The organism is Erythrobacter sp. JB2-19, assembly GCF_057365005.1.
In genome coordinates, this window is record NZ_CP200290.1 from 1,181,978 (window position 1) to 1,197,937 (window position 15,960).

At 57.2% G+C, this 15,960-nt stretch carries 18 protein-coding genes; 14 read left to right on the forward strand and 4 right to left on the reverse strand.

The features are described from left to right. Positions 1-20: 20 nt before the first annotated feature. From cobT to AC0V6O_RS05700, 8 genes are all read left to right on the forward strand, one after another. Positions 21-1,859 carry a cobaltochelatase subunit CobT gene (gene cobT, locus AC0V6O_RS05665; protein WP_486142280.1) on the forward strand — a complete coding sequence of 613 codons (1,839 nt, stop codon included), beginning with the start codon at positions 21-23 and terminating at the stop codon, positions 1,857-1,859. 91 nt (positions 1,860-1,950) lie between these two features. Next, on the forward strand, positions 1,951-2,661 hold the full coding sequence (locus AC0V6O_RS05670; protein WP_486142282.1) for a hypothetical protein: 711 nt from the start codon (positions 1,951-1,953) through the stop codon (positions 2,659-2,661). Between the two features lie 24 nt (positions 2,662-2,685). Beyond that, positions 2,686-3,207, forward strand: coding sequence for a hypothetical protein (locus AC0V6O_RS05675; protein ID WP_486142284.1), 522 nt, complete (start codon positions 2,686-2,688; stop codon positions 3,205-3,207). Between the two features lie 125 nt (positions 3,208-3,332). Further along, positions 3,333-3,992, forward strand: coding sequence for a nitroreductase (locus tag AC0V6O_RS05680; RefSeq protein WP_486142286.1), 660 nt, complete (start codon positions 3,333-3,335; stop codon positions 3,990-3,992). Positions 3,993-4,099: 107 nt separating this feature from the next. After that, the gene (gene cysS, locus AC0V6O_RS05685) at positions 4,100-5,632 is read left to right on the forward strand and encodes a cysteine--tRNA ligase (protein ID WP_486142288.1); all 1,533 of its coding nucleotides are present in this window, start codon (positions 4,100-4,102) and stop codon (positions 5,630-5,632) included. Then, a complete protein-coding gene (locus AC0V6O_RS05690; protein WP_486142290.1) occupies positions 5,629-6,567 on the forward strand; it encodes a D-2-hydroxyacid dehydrogenase in 939 nt (312 codons plus the stop codon). Before cysS ends, AC0V6O_RS05690 begins: the two co-directional genes overlap by 4 nt. A 159-nt stretch (positions 6,568-6,726) precedes the next feature. Then, positions 6,727-8,382: an acetolactate synthase large subunit gene (locus AC0V6O_RS05695; RefSeq protein WP_486142292.1), complete on the forward strand. Its 1,656-nt coding sequence runs from the start codon at positions 6,727-6,729 to the stop codon at positions 8,380-8,382. A gap of 49 nt (positions 8,383-8,431) precedes the next feature. Then, entirely contained in the window at positions 8,432-9,811 is a 1,380-nt protein-coding gene (locus AC0V6O_RS05700; protein WP_486142294.1) for an aldehyde dehydrogenase family protein, read from the forward strand. A 13-nt stretch (positions 9,812-9,824) separates the two neighbouring features. Here the strand turns inward: AC0V6O_RS05700 and AC0V6O_RS05705 are convergent, their stop codons facing one another. After that, the gene (locus tag AC0V6O_RS05705; protein ID WP_486142296.1) at positions 9,825-10,259 is read right to left on the reverse strand and encodes a hypothetical protein; all 435 of its coding nucleotides are present in this window, start codon (positions 10,257-10,259) and stop codon (positions 9,825-9,827) included. After that, a complete protein-coding gene (locus AC0V6O_RS05710) occupies positions 10,249-10,530 on the reverse strand; it encodes a hypothetical protein (protein ID WP_486142298.1) in 282 nt (93 codons plus the stop codon). The genes AC0V6O_RS05705 and AC0V6O_RS05710 overlap by 11 nt, the downstream gene beginning before the upstream one ends. 166 nt (positions 10,531-10,696) lie before the next feature. On the opposite strand from AC0V6O_RS05710, the gene AC0V6O_RS05715 reads away from it, so the two are divergent. Further along, complete coding sequence (locus AC0V6O_RS05715; RefSeq protein WP_486142300.1) at positions 10,697-11,395, forward strand: S24 family peptidase; 699 nt, start codon at positions 10,697-10,699, stop codon at positions 11,393-11,395. Here the strand turns inward: AC0V6O_RS05715 and AC0V6O_RS05720 are convergent. Beyond that, positions 11,392-11,826 (reverse strand): hypothetical protein, encoded by a 435-nt coding sequence (locus AC0V6O_RS05720; protein WP_486142302.1) that lies wholly within the window; start codon positions 11,824-11,826, stop codon positions 11,392-11,394. The two genes, AC0V6O_RS05715 and AC0V6O_RS05720, sit on opposite strands and share 4 nt — an antisense overlap. 150 nt (positions 11,827-11,976) lie before the next feature. On the opposite strand from AC0V6O_RS05720, the gene AC0V6O_RS05725 reads away from it, so the two are divergent. Further along, on the forward strand, positions 11,977-12,618 hold the full coding sequence (locus tag AC0V6O_RS05725; protein ID WP_486145525.1) for an MBL fold metallo-hydrolase: 642 nt from the start codon (positions 11,977-11,979) through the stop codon (positions 12,616-12,618). An 11-nt stretch (positions 12,619-12,629) separates the two neighbouring features. Here AC0V6O_RS05725 and AC0V6O_RS05730 read toward each other — a convergent pair whose 3' ends face one another. Next, a complete protein-coding gene (locus tag AC0V6O_RS05730) occupies positions 12,630-13,025 on the reverse strand; it encodes an MAPEG family protein (RefSeq protein WP_486142304.1) in 396 nt (131 codons plus the stop codon). Between the two features lie 220 nt (positions 13,026-13,245). On the opposite strand from AC0V6O_RS05730, the gene rpmF reads away from it, so the two are divergent. The 4 genes from rpmF (at position 13,246) to AC0V6O_RS05750 (ending at position 15,959) form a co-directional block, all read left to right on the forward strand. After that, positions 13,246-13,422, forward strand: a complete 177-nt coding sequence (gene rpmF, locus AC0V6O_RS05735) for a 50S ribosomal protein L32 (protein WP_472638385.1) — start codon at positions 13,246-13,248, stop codon at positions 13,420-13,422. A gap of 30 nt (positions 13,423-13,452) precedes the next feature. Continuing rightward, positions 13,453-14,553 (forward strand): phosphate acyltransferase PlsX, encoded by a 1,101-nt coding sequence (plsX, locus tag AC0V6O_RS05740; protein WP_486142306.1) that lies wholly within the window; start codon positions 13,453-13,455, stop codon positions 14,551-14,553. Next, positions 14,550-15,527 (forward strand): beta-ketoacyl-ACP synthase III, encoded by a 978-nt coding sequence (locus tag AC0V6O_RS05745; protein ID WP_486142308.1) that lies wholly within the window; start codon positions 14,550-14,552, stop codon positions 15,525-15,527. The genes plsX and AC0V6O_RS05745 overlap by 4 nt, the downstream gene beginning before the upstream one ends. 129 nt (positions 15,528-15,656) lie before the next feature. Further along, positions 15,657-15,959, forward strand: coding sequence for an integration host factor subunit alpha (locus AC0V6O_RS05750; protein ID WP_486142310.1), 303 nt, complete (start codon positions 15,657-15,659; stop codon positions 15,957-15,959). The last annotated feature ends 1 nt before the right edge of the window (position 15,960 follow it).

The window sequence follows — 15,960 nt, forward strand, 5'->3', positions numbered from 1 at the left end:
GTAGGCACGCACGCTAACCGATGGCCGAAGAATCCCCTCTCGACATTTTTAAGCAGGCGCTGACCGGCGCCAGCCGCGCAATTGCGCGCGATGCGGAGGTGGAGGTCGCGTGGAGCGCGGATGTGCCGGGCTCTGCGGGAAACCGTTTTCGTGTGCCTCTGCCGGGCCGTGAACTACCAGCCGATCAGGTGAGCGAAGCGCGCGGTTTCGCCGACAGTTTCTCGCTCAAACTGCGTCACCACAATGCAGGGTTGCATGCCAGTGGTAGCCCGCCAGAGCCGGTTGCGCGCACGTGCTATGACGCGATTGAGCAGGTGCGCTATGAGGCTCTTGGCGCAAACGCATTCGGCGGTATTCGCTCCAATCTTGATGCTGCGGTGGAGCAGCGCACCGCGACCGACCCGATTGCCCGCGCTCAAAACAACAGCGAGGTTCCGCTCGACAGCGCACTATCGCTGATCGTGCGCGAACAATTGACTGGGCAGCCAGTGCCAGAGCAGGCGCGCGCCGGGGTCGAAATGGTGCGCGAGTTCATCGAAGAGCGTATCGGCGATGATATCAGCAACCTCACGGATACGCTTAACGACCAACAGGCGTTTCAAAAGCTCGCGCTGGATATGCTGCGCGATCTCGATCTCACCCGCCCGCAAGATGCGCCGGACGAGGCGGACAATGATGACGGCGATGAGGAAGAGGGCGCCGACGATGAGCAAGAAGGCGACGAGCAGCAAGAGGGCGATGCTGATCCGCAGGCCACCGATATGGCCGGCGAACAGGCGGAAGGTGATGGCGACGGGGACGCTGATACTGAACTGTCTGGCGAGGAGGAAATGCAGGACGGCGAGCCGGGTGAAGACGGCGATGCCAGCAACGCTCCTGTCCGCCCAAACCGCCCGCAGGCAGACATTCCTGATGGGCTGGATTACAAGCCTTTCACCGAGAAATTCGATGAAGAAGTCGAGGCGCCGGAGCTGTGCGATGCGGAAGAGCTCGACCGCTTGCGCGCTTATCTCGACAGCCAGCTGACCGGCCTGCAAGGCGTGGTGACCCGGCTCGCCAACCGGTTGCAGCGCCGCCTTATGGCGCAGCAGAACCGCAGCTGGGACTTCGATCAGGAAGAGGGCGTTTTAGACGCCGCACGGCTGGCCCGGGTGGTGATTTCACCCGGCACTGCGCTGTCCTATAAGGTTGAGCGCGATGTTGAGTTTCGCGATACTGTCGTCACGCTGCTTATCGATAATTCCGGCTCTATGCGCGGGCGGCCGATTTCCATCGCCGCGATCAGTGCGGATATATTGGCGCGTACGCTGGAGCGCTGCGGGGTCAAAACAGAGATTCTCGGTTTCACCACGCGTGCTTGGAAGGGCGGGCAGAGCCGCGAGGCCTGGCTGGCCGATGGCAAGCCGCAGGGTCCGGGCAGGCTCAATGATCTGCGTCATATCATCTACAAGCAAGCGGATGAGCCATGGCGCCGTGCGCGCCGCAATCTCGGCCTCATGATGCGCGAAGGGCTGCTCAAAGAGAACATCGATGGCGAGGCGCTGATGTGGGCGCATTCCCGCCTGATCCACCGGCCAGAAGATCGCCGGATCATGATGGTGATTTCTGACGGCGCGCCGGTTGATGACAGTACGCTGAGCGTGAATTCGGCGGGCTATCTGGAGGCGCATTTGCGCGGTGTGATCGAGTGGATTGAGAACGTCTCACCGGTCCAACTCGTCGCGATTGGTATCGGCCACGATGTGACCCGCTATTACCGCCGCGCGGTGACGATTATGGATGTCGAACAGCTCGGCGGCACCATCATGGAGCAGCTTGCCGAGCTGTTTGAGGATGAGAAGGGCGTGAAGCGGAGGTGAGTGCCCTTGACCGCGCCAAGTACTTGGCCAATACTTAGTCACAACAGGGTGTTAGGGGGCTAAGCACATCTTCTATTTAGCAATCGCGCTGATGCTGCAGGCAGCGCCTGTGGAACAATCGGCTTCAGCTCAGTGGGATCAACCTACACTGGCGGGCGCGTCCGCTGTATCAACCACTGAAGCAACAGGTCCGGAAAAAACGCGAGAAGGGGCGGCGGAAGGATCGCTTGAGGAAGCGGTTGATGTTGGGGCCGCGCAAACAAAGTATCCAACCTTAGAAAGTGCATCTGCAGCTCTGTTTGATACTCCAGTCGAACCAGAGCCCAAACCCCGGATCACGATACCTAAAGGGCATAAAATTCTCATCTCTGTTGAGGGGCAGGTCGGCTCCAAGATTAGCAAGACTAAAGATTGGTTTCCGATCAAGCTCGCGCGGGCGGTTGTGGTTGATGGCGTCGAGGTTCTGCCCGCCGGTGTAAAAGGCGAGGGTCAAGTCGTCCATGCGGCGAGAGGTGGTTTTGCCGGGAGCGCAGGCGAACTTATCCTCGTTGCGCGCTATTTGAAGCATGGCGATCGCAAGATCCCGCTGCGCAGTTTCAAATGGATTGAGGAGGGTGATGAGCTTGCCTTCAAAGGCGCGGACAACACTGATCTTGCGCTAGCTACTAACGTTGCCCTTGGGCCACTTGGTTTTCTGATTGGCGGTGGGAACACCATAATTAAGCCTGGCACACTTGCGGCAGCAAAGTTCAAGGCAAACGAGGTTTTTGAAGTGGCGGTGAAGTTGCCGTTGAACCCATAAACGGGGAATGAGAGGGGAAAGACGATGAAGAAATATCTTGCAGCAATCGCGATTGCGACGGCAGCTCCAGTGGCAGTTGTTGCCAATGCTCCGGCGCTCCACGCAAAGGACAAGGACCGTCCAGTTTATGAAATTCCGACCCCACCTGAGGGCAAAGGGCAGATCATCTTCTATCGTACAGGCGGACTTGGCGGCGCGGCTTTGGGTTGCGCGGTTTTCAACGCGGGTGAGAAGGAAAAACTCAGTTCACTTGGTTCGGGCCGCTATTTCGTGCTTGTCTCCGATCCAGGGGAGCGGAATTTTACCGTGAAGTCATTGGAGACCAAAGACCAGCTGACGCTGGAGGTTGAAGAAGAGGAAACCCAATTTGTCCGCTGCAAGATCAAGTCGGGTTTCTTGTCGGGCCGCGCGAACATAGCGCCCAGTTCGGAAAAGGAATTCCGCAAAAAATACAAAAAGCCGAAACTAGTCGATTCCGACGATATGGCGAAAGATGTGATGGCTATGAACTATACTGCGGCTGAAGGCGACGTTGGCGGCGAATAGATTGGTTAAGCCCACGCTCCGGGCCTTCCGGCACGGTCACATCACATTAGGCGGGTTGGATGGTGGGTTGTACCTTGCTACCCATTTTGCCAGCCCGTCTGCTTTCTCAATAAAGGTATTCCAGTGTGAACGTAACCGAAGCCGTTAAATCCCGCCGATCCGTGCGTCAGTTCACCGACCAACCGGTCGAACTGGAGACGATCCGCCGGGTTATGGACACCGCACGCTGGGCCGCCTCAGGCTGCAATTATCAACCATGGGAGGCGACTGTCGTGACCGGCCAGCCGCTGGCGGACCTTCAGGCGAAAATCACCACTACGCCTCCGCAAGAGGCCGAATATGACTGGACTGCGCCTGGGCAGGAGGATGCCTATAAGCAGCGTTTGAACGTTGTTTCAAAAGGCATGTTCGGCGCAATGGGGATTGCGCGCGAAGACGGCGAGGGGCGGATGAAGGCGATGATGCGCAACGCCACCAGCTTTGATGCACCCGCCGTCGTGTTCATCTATTTCCCGCGCCTGATGAAAGAGCCGCAATGGTCTGACACTGGCATGTGGCTTCAGTCGGTGGCGCTGCTGCTGCGCGAAGAAGGGCTCGATAGCTGTTTTCAGGAATACATGGCGCTCTATGCCAATGTGATCCGCGAGCATCTGGGCCTGGATCACGAGCGCTATATGCTGTTTTGCGGGATGGCGATTGGCTACCGCGACCCCGATGCGCCGCTCAACAATTATGAACGAGAGCGTGTGCCGCTGGACGAGCACGTTAAGTTTGTGGGGTTTTAGTCGTCGCTTATTGTCACCTGCTTCGACAGGCTCAGCACGAACGGGGTGAAAAAGAAATCCGTTCATCCTGAGCTTGTCGAAGGATGTGCACCTGCTAATGGCTTTTCATGACCGACGCGCCTTTGCACCTCTTCAATTCCCTTACGCGCCAGCTTGAGGAATTCCGTCCCGTCCACGAAGGCGAGGCGCGCGTCTACACGTGCGGTCCGACGGTTTATAACTATCCGCATATCGGCAATATGCGCGCCTATGTGTTTGCCGATATTCTCGGACGAACTCTGTCTCACAAAGGCTATGATCTCACGCACATCATCAACATCACAGATGTTGGCCATCTGACTGATGATGCGGATGCGGGCGAGGACAAGATGGAGAAGATGGCGTCTGAAAAGGCGCAAAGCATCTGGGACATCGCGCAGCATTACACTCAGGCCTATTGGGCGGATGTGAAGGCGCTCAATATCCGCCAGCCTGCCAAATGGTCGGTAGCGACGGACTACATCGCAGAGATGCTGGAATTCGCGAAAGGCATTGCGGACAAGCACTGCTATGAGCTGGAAAGCGGGCTCTATTTCGATGTCTCAACCATCAGGGATTATGGGCGGTTGGCGCGTGCCGTAACCGAAGACGGAGAAGGTCGGATCGACACAGTCGAAGGCAAGCGCAATGCGGCCGACTTTGCAATTTGGCGCAAGACACCGGCTGGAGAAAAACGCCAGATGGAGTGGGACAGCCCATGGGGGAAAGGCGCGCCGGGGTGGCACCTTGAATGCTCGGTTATGGGCGAAAAACTGCTTGGTTTTCCGTTCGACATTCACACTGGTGGGATTGATCACCGCGAAATTCACCACCCCAATGAGATCGCGCAGAACCAAGCGTTTTGCGGTTGCGGCGGACAAGAGGACACCGGCCTTTCCAATGCGCGCAATTCCGGCGCGAACATATGGATGCACAATAACTTCCTGATTGAGCGCTCTGGCAAGATGTCAAAGTCCTCCGGTGAGTTTCTGCGCCTGCAATTGCTGGTCGACAAAGGCTATCATCCGCTCGCCTATCGGATGATGTGCCTGCAGGCGCATTACCGCAGCGAGCTGGAGTTTTCATGGGAGGGGCTGGATGCGGCCTTGACGCGATTGAAGCGATTGGTTGTCGCGACAGAGCCTCTTCGTTCAATCGAGCCGGTGCCTATCGACCATGTACCAACCTTCCATACTGATTTGGACGCTCAAGAATTGTTAAAGAGCGGGGAAATGCCAAATGGCTATCTCCAAGTTTCACCTCAGCGGCAGACATTCTCTGCGGCTATATACGATGACCTGAATACGCCGATCGCGCTCACTGCGCTCGAAGAAGTGTTGCGTAGAAAGAAATGGCGGCCTGAGCTGAGGAGAGCATTGCTGGAGGAAATGGACAGCGTGCTAGGCTTAGACCTCCTCAAACTCAGCCGCACGGACCTGCGCATCCGACCGAAAACCGCAGTGATCACTGAAGAAGAGATCGACGCAGCGTTTGAGCGACGCAAGGCTGCCCGCGCGGAGAAAGACTTTGCCGCTTCTGATGCGATCCGTGATGAGCTTGCGGCGCAGGGCGTCGAAGTGATGGACGGCGATCCGATGGGATGGGAGTGGAAACTGACATGACGATCCTCGCTGTATCCGGCCTGATCCGCCCCTTGCTTGAGCCGCAATTGCCCAGCGATATCGATGTCCGCTGGTTCATGACGCACGAGGAAGCGTTGGAGGCAGTGCCTGAGGCAGAAATCGGCTGGTTCGACATGTATGATCAGGCCGCGATGGCCGATACATTGCGTGCGGCGAAGAAGTTGAAATGGCTCAATTCGATTTATGCTGGGCTGGATTTCCTGCCGCTGGATGTCCTGATTGAACGCGGCGTCACCGTCACCAATGGGGCCGGAATCAACGCCATTACAATCGCCGAATATGTCGTGATGGGCATGCTCAATATCGCAAAGGATTATCGCTCTGTCATGCGCGCGGCGGAGCGGCGTGAATGGCTGCTCGATAGTCCGGGTAAGCGGGAGCTGCACGGATCAAAGGCTTTGCTGCTCGGCTATGGCGCGATTGGCAAGCTGATCAAACCGCGGCTGGAAGCATTCGATGTCGATGTAAAGGTGGTGCGCCGCTCCGGCGGTGAAGGTGTGCTGACACCGGATGAGTGGCGCGCAAAACTGGGCGAGTTTGACTGGATCATCCTGGCGGTTCCAGCAACGTCTGAAACAGACGGTATGATCGCCGTGGATGAACTAGCCGCGATGAAATCCGACGCGGTCATTGTGAATATCGCGCGCGGTGCGGTGATCGACCAGCCGGCTTTGATCGAAGCGTTAAAGGCGAAGACAATCGGCGGTGCGTTTTTGGATGTCACCACTCCGGAGCCGCTGCCCGAAGATCACGTACTGTGGACGCTCGACAATGCGCATGTCTCTATGCACTTATCTGGCCGCGCACAGGATAAAATGTTCATTCGCAGCGCGGCGCGCTTCCTCGATAATCTTGCAAAGTATCGCCGCGGAGAGCCGGTTGCGCCGATTTTTGATCCAGTGCGCGGGTATTGAATCGCCCTAGCAAGATTTTTGACCGAGCTACTTTGCAATACTGATAGAAGGCCGTCACTATCGTGTTGTAACGCAGAGCCATCGCAGCGCGAATAGCACAGCGAATGTACGCATGCTGGCCGTATTGGGCGAGCCGGGTGCGATAGGAGACAAGCGCCAATGCCTGAGACAAAAAAAGCCTCTGATCTTTTCATCGAATGTCTGGAGGCGGAGGGTGTTGAATATATCTTCGGCGTGCCAGGTGAGGAAAATCTCGATTTTCTAGAGAGTCTTTCGAATTCCAATCAGATCAAGCTGGTGCTGACCCGGCACGAGCAAGGCGCTGGTTTCATGGCAGCGACCTATGGCCGGCACACGGGCAAGACCGGGGTGTTTCTGGCGACCTTGGGGCCGGGCGCGACCAATATGGTGACCGCGATCGCCTATTCACAGCTTGGCGGGATGCCAACGCTGGCGATTACCGGTCAAAAGCCGATCAAGAAATCCAAGCAAGGGCGGTTTCAGATTCTCGACGTGGTCGACATGATGGGGCCGATCACGAAATACGCTTATCAGCTGCATGCCGGCGACAATATTCCGAGCCGTGTACGTGAGGCGTTTCGCCTAGCCGAAGAGGAAAAGCCTGGCGCGACGCATCTCGAGTTACCTGAAGATATCGCTGAAGAACCAACCGATGCTGTGCCTATCGCTCGCTCTGTTGCGCGTCGGCCGTCGGCTGAAGCCAAAGCTGTGCGGATGGCGGTGGAGGCATTGGATGCCGCGCAGCGCCCAGTGTTGGTGATTGGTGCCGGTGCCAATCGCAAGATGACCAGCAATATGCTGGGCGAGTTTATCGAGAAGGTGCAGATCCCCTTTGTCACAACACAAATGGGCAAGGGCGTGATTGATGAGCGGCATCCGCTGTTCCTCGGCTGTGCCGCCTTGTCCGCGGGTGATTTCTGTCACCGCGCGATCGAGGATGCTGACCTCATCATCAATGTTGGCCATGATGTGATCGAAAAGCCGCCGTTCTTCATGAACGATAGCAGCGCGACCGTCATCCATGTCTCAACGAAGACCGCTGAAGTGGACCCAGTCTATTTCCCGCAGATTGAAGTGATCGGCGATATCGCCAATGCGATCTGGCAGATCAAAGAAGGGGTCGCCAAACGCGATGGCTGTGCGTGTGATCGCATGCTGGAATATCGTGCAGCAGAGGTTGCCCATTCCAAGCCGCTAGAGGCGGACAATCGCTTTCCAATTTTCCCGCCACATCTTGTGCGTCAGGTGCGCCAGAGCATGCCTGATGATGGCATCATCTGCCTGGACAATGGAGTCTACAAGATCTGGTTCGCGCGCAATTACACCGCTTATCTGCCCAACACGGTCTTGCTCGACAATGCGCTAGCCACAATGGGGGCTGGCTTGCCCTCAGCAATGATGAGCGCAATGCTTTACCCAGAGCGCAAAGTCATGGCGATCTGCGGCGACGGCGGCTTTATGATGAACAGTCAAGAGATGGAAACGGCGGTTCGTTTGGGGCTCAACATGACTGTGCTGATTCTGCGCGATGATGCCTACGGGATGATCCGCTGGAAGCAGGCGAATATGGGCTTTAAGGATTATGGCCTCACCTATGGCAATCCCGACTTTGTGAAATATGCGGAGAGCTACGGAGCGCATGGTCACCGCGTGACAAGCAGTGAGCATCTGACCGATGTGCTTGCCCATACGCGCGATACACCAGGGGTGCATCTGATCGATTGTCCGGTCGACTACACTGAGAACGATCAGATCCTTAATCACGACATCAAGGAACTGAGCGCCAAGCTCTGATAATCTGGTGGGCCGCACGCCCGCCACACATCGTATTTAGGGGAAAGCTATGCCCGAAGTTGTAAACCCGTTCGATCTGTCGGTAATCGGCAATGTTCCAGTGGATGATTGGTCCACGGTCGATGGGTATCTGCAGACCGCCAGTGACCTGTATCGCGATCGTTCGCGCTGGCTGCCTGCGCATGAGCGCGCCGATATCTTGAAGCGAGCGGCCAAGATCATGGAAGAGCGCAAGGATCACCTCGCTTTCCAGATCGCGAATGAAGGCGGCAAGCCGCTGATCGATGCCCGCGTCGAAGTCGACCGTGCGATCAACGGTATGGAAATCGCCATTCACGAAATGGCGGCCTTGCGCGGCACCGAAATCCCAATGGGACTGACCGCGTCCAGCGTGGGCAAGCTGGCCTTTACCACGCGTGAGCCGATTGGCCCCGTGGTTGCGGTTTCAGCCTTCAACCACCCACTCAATCTGATCGTGCATCAGGTGGCACCGGCGGTCGCCACTGGCTGTCCGGTCATTGTAAAACCGGCCGGCGATACGCCTTTGTCCTGCTTTGAGTTCGTATCGATCCTGCACGAAGCGGGTCTGCCGCCCGAATGGTGCAGAGCGACCATGGTCGGCCGGGATGAGGCCGAAAAACTGGTAACTGACCGCCGTGTTGCGTTCTTCACCTTTATCGGTTCAGGCAAGGTTGGCTGGATGCTGCGATCAAAACTTGCACCCGGTGTGCGCTGCGCGCTTGAGCATGGCGGGGTTGCACCGGTGATGGTTGATGCCACTGCCGATCTCGATCTGGCTGTTCCCAGCATGGTCAAAGGTGGATTTTACCATTCGGGCCAGGTTTGTGTCTCGGTTCAGCGCGCGTTTGTGCATTCATCAGTGATCGGAGACTTCGCCGATGCCTTCACTGCCAAAGTTAAACAACTGACGGTGGGCAATGCGATCCATGAAGACGTCGAGGCCGGACCGCTGATCCGGCCGGACGAGGTCGATCGGGTGGCAGCATGGGTGGATGAAGCCCGTGATGGCGGCGCGCAGATCCTGTGTGGTGGGGAGCGGCTGGGCGAGACGACCTATGCGCCGACCGTGCTGCTCAATCCGCCCGCTGATGCGACCATTTCACAACAGGAAGTCTTTGGTCCGGCGGTTTGCCTGTACAGTTATGATGATATGGACACCGCGATAGCGCAGGCCAATTCGCTTGACGTGTCATTCCAGGCAGCAATCTTCACGCAAGAGCTCGCCCCGGCAATGAAGGCCTATCGTGAAGTCAACGCATCGGCGGTGATGGTGAACGATCATTCGGCCTTCCGGGTCGATTGGATGCCGTTTGCCGGGCAAAAACATTCGGGTCACGGCGTTGGCGGCATTCCCTTCACCATGCACGAAATGACGCAGGAAAAGATGGTGGTGTTCAACGGGGTGTAAGTGCAGCGTGCGCTCACACTTCCTCCAGCAGTAACAGCACCGCCGTTACCTGCATGTGCGGCTCTGGCGTATAATTGCTCTCAACGCTAGAAATTGTCGCATCGGCGACGAGCTGGCTGGGAATGTGAAACTCGTGTTCGGGCAGGGCGGCAATGAACTCTTCCCCGGCCTTGCAGTCGGCGATTCCGTCAAATTCCAGCACCAATTCGTGGCGGGAGCCTGAGAAGGTGATTGACGCCCAGGGTTTCTCCTCATGCGTCAATAGATTGCCGCGCCCGCCGGCGAGCGTTAGCAATGCCTCGCGCACTCGGTCGCTGGTTGTGCGCCGGGGGCGGTAACGCCGTGCTCGCCAGGCTGCCCGCGCGCTCTGCGTGGCAGGCGGAGTGTCGATCATGTCCGTAGGAACATCAATGTCGCCGCTATCGGCGGATTTGGTTTCAATAAGCATGGACGATATCCTGGCTGAGGTTTTGAGCGAGTTTCATGCCGAATGTTCCGGCGCGATAGGTTGGGGCTAGACCGTCGCCGGGCCGGAAACTGCCGGGTATTGCCTTGAATTCTGCCACAGCTTCTTCCGAGCTGGTTACCGTTCCGACATAGTCCGACATCCATTGGCGGGTGCGCGCCTCCGTGGCGGCGCGCGGCGTGCGCCCCATCCGCAAATCGAGCACAAAGCGCGGGTCATGCGCGGCGAGCCGCCCAAATTTCGTAGCTGGCATATCGTGGTCCCTCAGGAACTTTTCGATCACTCTGATCAGCATGTGATTTCCCCTTCATCTGATTTTGAAAGAGCGAATCATCCTGTCTCGAATCGCTCAATGTTCATTAAATGTTCCACTTGATTTCCTACTTGTCTAGGAAAAATCTTGTGTGTAGGAAGGAAAAATGAGGAACTCAGAAAAGAACATCCCGATCGACCCGCGTCAGCGCCTGCAGAACTTGTCAAAGGAGCGGAGCGCGAGCCTTGCGAATCTGTCGAAAATGCTCGGGCGTAACGCGAGTTACCTTCAACAATTCATCACCAAGGGCTCGCCTAAGAAGCTTGAAGAAAATGACCGCCGCGTTCTGGCGCAGTTTTTCGGTATTGCTGAGACAGAACTGGGTGCTTTGCCTGGTGATTCGAAGGAAAATTCCTACGGTTCGCCTGCAGCAGCACAATTGGACCGGAGTAGGAGTGCAAAGGTGTGGGTTGATGTGCCGCGGCTTGATATCGGGGCCTCTGCCGGGGCGGGTACTTTGCCCGATTCAGAAGAGCCCTATGATGCGTTCCAATTCTCGCGCCGCTGGCTCACCGAGCAAGGGCTCGAAGGGGCCAAGCTCTCCGCGATTACGGTGACCGGCGATTCGATGGAGCCGCTGCTGCATGATGGTGACGAGATCCTGGTCGACCGTGCTGAGCGTCCTTTTAGAGACGGTGTGCATGTCGTGCGGCTCGGCGACAATCTGATGGTGAAACGCGTCGCCAGCGCCGGGCCAGGGCGGCTCGCACTGATCTCACAAAACCTCGCCTACCCGCCGATCGATGTGGCGGCGGAGGAATGCGAGATTATCGGACGCGTGGTTTGGAAAGGCGGCCGGATTTAGGAGTCAGGCTGTGCGAATACGGATCTTTTCCCGTCAGGATATTTGGAAGCTAGATAGTGATCATTCATCCAGTCGTCATAGCCCAATAGTTCGCCTTCACGACGTTCCTTCTCAATATCCCATCCGTGGCCAGACATTAGCTCAATCATCGCGTCGATGCGCCACTCCTCTTCCGGCAAGGCAAACAAAATGCGATGCAGATGATAATTTCTATCCTCATCAGGTGGTATGACATGATCTCTCCTCACCAGTCGGCCTGACGCAACATGCCGATCAAATAGTCTCAGATACCGTTGAACAACGGGAGGGAAGAGGTCCTTCGCGTCAGAAAAATGTGCCAGAGGTTTCTTTCCGGCAAGCATCAGGCCCAATTCCCGGTTCGTATGGATGGTGTAGGGCAGTTGAGCGAGGAATGTCGGTAAGGTGGGCATCGGTTCACGTTATCAGACAAATCGCTCAAAGCGATATAAAGTGCTTCCCCAGCGGCTAGGGGCTGCGCGCGCGACGCAGGTGCCCGCTTGCAATCTTGAGTGCACACCGCCACATCTTGAGCCATGACCGAACAGCCCAAAACTCTACCTATGAAAGCCGCGATTATTCCGGTGACGCCGTTGCAGCAAAACTGCTCGCTGATCTGGTGCACAAAGACGATGCGCGCGGCCTTGATTGATCCAGGCGGCGATCTGCACAAGCTGAAAGACGGAGTGGCTAAAGCTGGTGTGACGCTGGAGAAAATCCTGATTACCCACGGGCATCTCGATCATTGCGGGCAGGCTGGTATGCTGGCTGAGGAGCTCGGACTTCCGATCGAAGGGCCGCACAAGGATGATTTGTTCTGGATTGAGCAGCTCGACAATGACGGCGCGCGCTACGGCATGGAGGCCAAAAGCTTTGAGCCGACCCGCTGGCTGGAGCACGGTGACACAGTGACCGTGGGCGAACTGACATTGGATGTGATCCATTGTCCCGGCCACACGCCCGGTCATGTGGTGTTCTTCCACGAGTCGAGCCGGTTTGCGATTGTCGGCGATGTGCTGTTCCAGGGTTCAATTGGGCGGACCGATTTCCCGCGTGGCAATCACCAGGACCTGATCGATGCGATTACCCAGCGCCTGTGGCCATTGGGTGAGGATGTTATGTTCATTCCTGGGCACGGCCCGACTAGCACCTTTGGCCAGGAGCGCAAGACGAACCAGTTCGTGAGCGATTACATCCTGTCCTAGGCGCGCAGCCTTTAGATCATCCGCAGCACAACAAGCGTTGCGGCGACCGCCAATCCCAGCTGCGTGAGCAGTGTGATGATCGTGCCGACAAACCGGCCTTTGGCCAAGCTGCCGCCATCCATGCCAAACCCGTGCGCCACCCGGCCAAGCATATAAATACCAGCAACATAGGCGAGCCATGTTCCGCCTCTGCCGGAAAGCTCAATCGCGGCGATCAGGATCAACACGAAGGCTGTGTTTTCGACAAAGTTTAACTGCGCGCGCATCCGACGCTGGACTTGTTCATTTCCGCCATCGCCAACAAAAACCTGCGTTGCGTTTCGCACTTGCCCGATCCGTATTGATAGCCAGATGTTCAAGATTGCCGCCGCAGCCGCGGCGGCCAGAGTTACCGGAAGCGTAATCATAAATAGTTCCCTCAAAACCTGTTATCCGTGTGCTAGGCGGGTCAAGAGCGGCTTGCAACGTGCGATTTTTACGCTATAGCGCGCGGCTTGCCCGGCGGTACTGGCTTGGATTTTCGTACGAGGGAAAACTTGTGCGGCACGATGGCTTACCCTAAGGGATCATCACATTGATGCGTAACACTGCGCAAAGACACAGTTTATTTGAGAAACAGGTGCCGGAATGGCTGTCCCTAAGAGAAAAGTATCCCCACATCGCCGCGGCAATCGCCGCGCACACGATTCGCTGAAAGTAGAAGCGCATCACGAATGCAACAATTGTGGGGAGCTGAAGCGTCCTCACAACCTGTGTCCGCATTGCGGATTCTATAACGGGCGTGAGGTTGTCGCAGTCGTTTAAGGCGGCAGTGACTTTGACGGAGAACCAGCCATGAGCCTGCCGCGTATCGCTATTGATGCGATGGGCGGCGATGAAGGCGTGCGCGTAATGGTTGAAGGCGCTGCGCTGGCACGCCGCCGTCATGAAGATTTTCAATTCTTGCTGGTTGGTGACCAGGCGCGGATCGAATCCGCGCTAGAGGCGCACCCGGCTTTGCGCGGCGCGTCTGAAATACTGCACTGCGAAGATGTGATCGGCGGGGATGAATTGCCCAGCCGCGCGATTCGCCGCGCAAAGACCACGAGTATGGGCCTGGCAGTCAATGCCGTGAAAGCTGGCGACGCTGGCGCCGCTGTCAGCGCAGGCAATACCGGCGCTTTGATGGCGATGAGCAAGCTTGCCCTGCGCACCATGCCGGGCATTGGACGACCCGCTCTGGCGGCTCTGCTTCCGACACTTGAAGAACACGACGTCGTGATGCTCGACCTCGGCGCAAACACAGAGGCGAACGCTCGCAATCTGGTGCAATATGCGGTGATGGGCGCGGCCTATTCGCGGATCGTCAACGGCTTTGAACGGCCTAGAGTCCGCCTACTCAATATCGGCACTGAGGAAATTAAAGGCACGGACGCTTTGCGCGATGCGGCCGCCCGCTTGCAAGAAGCGAGCGAGGCCAGCGACGGCGGGCTCGCGCTGCAGTTTGACGGGTTTGTCGAATCCGACAAGATCAATCGCGGCGAGACCCATGTTGTCGTGACCGATGGCTTCTCTGGCAACATCGCCTTGAAAGCGATCGAAGGCTCTGCTCGCTTCGTCACCGACCTGCTACGCAATGCATTCACCAGCTCGCTGCGCTCCAAGATCGGCTTTCTGGTTTCGCGCCCCGCGACGGAGCTGCTGCGGCATCATCTCGACCCGAACAACCACAATGGCGCGGTATTTCTGGGCCTGAATGGCGTTGTCGTGAAAAGCCATGGCAGCGCGAATGCAGCTGGCGTTGCCAATGCCGTCGCAGTGACCGCCAGCCTGCTTAAGAACAACCTGACACAGCGTATTTCGCAAGGTTTGGCAGAGCTCGGCGAGGATGCGCTCAAAGAAAACGGTACTGGCACCGCGAAGGCGGTAAAACCCGATAGCGAGGCCCCTGCGTGACGCGTTCCCGCCTGCGCGGCACGGGCTCGGCATTGCCGGCGAACGTGGTCACCAATGCAGAGCTTGCCGCGCGCGTAGACACCAGCGATGAATGGATTGTTGAGCGCACCGGCATTCGCCAGCGCTACATCGCGTCGGACTACGAAACGACCTCAACTTTGGCGATTGCAGCGGCGCGTGCCGCGCTTGATGATGCTGGCATGCAGGCGAGCGAGATCGATCTGATCGTGTTGGCCACGGCCACGCCGGACAATACATTTCCCGCAACCGCGACCAAGGTTCAGCATGCGCTGGGCTGTAATGGCTGCATCGCCTTTGATGTCGCGGCGGTCTGCTCCGGCTTTCTCTATGCACTCGCGACTGCCGATTCGATGCTGCAATCGGGCATGGCGAAGCGGGCTCTGGTGATTGGGGCGGAGACATTCAGCCGAATTCTGGATTGGGAAGATCGCACCACCTGCGTGCTATTTGGCGATGGGGCGGGCGCAATCGTTATTGAGCGCGATGATGCAAACTCCAGCGATAAAGATGATGCGGCTGGCATCATTTCCACGCGCTTACATGCGGACGGCGCGCAGCATGATTTGCTGTATGTTGATGGCGGGCCGTCAACGACGCAGACTGTTGGGCATTTGCGTATGAAGGGCCGCGAGGTGTTCCGCCACGCGGTCGTCAATCTGGCCAATGTTTTGCATGAGGTGATTGAAGATGCGGGTATTTCGGCTGACGATATCGATTGGGTTGTCCCGCATCAGGCCAACGCTCGAATCCTTGATGCAACCGCGCGCAAGCTTGGCCTGCCGGCTGAAAAGATCGTGGTGACGGTTGATCAGCACGCGAATACGTCTGCCGCTTCGGTCCCACTCGCGCTGGATACTGCGCGCCGCGACGGCCGGATCAAGACAGGCGATTTGGTCATGTTAGAGGCGATGGGCGGCGGCTTCACTTGGGGCGCTAGCCTGATCCGGATTTAGTCATTCCGGCATTCGACATTTAGACAATGTGCACAATTTTGCAGCAATACTCACCACCAAGTTGCGAAAATTGCGCGATAACTCTACGATAGGCTACGCTTTGTGGTCGCACCTACAAGGAGGATTTGCATGATGCGTTCTGTGGGCACTCTTACCCGCGCCGATCTGGCCGAAACGATTAACCGCCGTATGGGCTTTAGCCGGTCCGAATCGCTCGACATGGTTGAGGCAATTCTCGACAAGATGTGCGGTGCTCTTGCCGATGGTGAGAATGTGAAGATTTCTGGCTTTGGCAGTTTTGTTCTGCGTGACAAGCGCGAACGGATTGGCCGCAATCCCAAGACCGGTGTTGAAGTGCCGATTACGCCGCGCCGCGTAATGACCTTCCGCGCCAGCCAATTGCTGAAAGAGCAAATCGCAAAGGGTGTATAAT